Annotated in this window: 1 protein-coding gene; it reads right to left on the reverse strand. The window is 35.9% G+C overall.

From position 1 onward, the window contains the following. Window positions 1-305 precede the first annotated feature (305 nt). The gene (locus tag FCS21_RS15705; RefSeq protein WP_138624474.1) at window positions 306-692 is read right to left on the reverse strand and encodes a hypothetical protein; all 387 of its coding nucleotides are present in this window, start codon (window positions 690-692) and stop codon (window positions 306-308) included. Window positions 693-1,291 lie beyond the last annotated feature (599 nt).

Consider the following 1,291-nt stretch of genomic DNA (forward strand, 5'->3'; position numbering starts at 1 on the left):
AACTAATTTGTTGTGAACGAGGCTTCGCCATGACAATCACCAAACTAAGTGAGAAAAGGTAAAGTAAGTCTAGTGCATTGAGTGAAATATAGACAGGTTATTATGGGTGGCATGATAAGTAATGTTGAGTGAAATATAGACAGGTTATTATGGGTGGCATGATAAGTAATGAACTAATTTGTTGTGAACGAGGCTTCGCCATGACAATCACCAAGCTAAGTGAGAAAAGGTAAAGTAAGTCTAGTGCATTGAGTGAAATATAGACAGGTTATTATGGGTGGCATGATAAGTACTTGAATGGCTTGTTATGATTTTTGACTCAATCCAGCGGCTTCAAAGTCACAATAAATTTTACCAGACTTCGTCTCTCTTTCTTCGTCGCCTTTATAGGTTTTAGCTGTATAGAAAAGTTTAATTACAATGTCCGCTGTATAATTAAATGAACTATCAAAATAACTTACTACTTCTACAGTGTGAACACTGGCAGACTGCTGGTTGATATTCGCATTCTTTTTAATAAATTCCTCAAACTTTTTCACTTTAGGAGCAACACAATTATTGAGAACATTAATTTCATCTTGGGTTAAGCTTTTTGATAGCGAACCAGTAACAACAAATTTAAACCCATTATCAACTTCGCTAGTACACCCTGTTGTTAATACAGTTAAAAAAAACAATGTTAAATACTTCATACTACTCTCTCAATTATTTCGGAAAATCATAACGCCACATTAAGCGGCAAAATACAGTTGGTTATAATTAGCGAGGCACGAGCAAAAAACCAACTGTATTTTGTCCGACTTAAATGCCTTGTTATATGCAAACCCTGTTAAAACAAGCTATGCACGTATTTTGATTAACTGCACCGTAAACTGAACAGTGCCTTTTGAGCTAGGAAAATCACCAAGCAAACTAGTAGCATTACCACCTTTGAAAAAGGTATAAAAGGTAATGCTTATTAGTGACCTGCTCCAAGCAGTTTTAGCGAAAAACATCACGAACAAATCACTTATTCTTACGCTACTTTTTAATAGCATATAACACTTTAGTATTTATGCGACACGCTGTTTGTGTCGCATAATCGCTTGTTGGACTGAGGCGCTACCTGCTCGGTGTGTCAGCGTTGGTGTTGTTTATGCTATGGGGATTTGCTTTTTGTAACGTAAGCTACATCAAGCCAATTTAATGAGGTTGACGTGGTTTAATGGATTCGACTACCCCAGTTAAGACATAATAAGCTTAACTGGAGAACAGAAATGGCAAAACGTAAAAAATATACCAAAGAATTTAA

It is taken from the genome of Colwellia ponticola, assembly GCF_005885605.1.
GTDB lineage: Bacteria > Pseudomonadota > Gammaproteobacteria > Enterobacterales > Alteromonadaceae > Colwellia > Colwellia ponticola.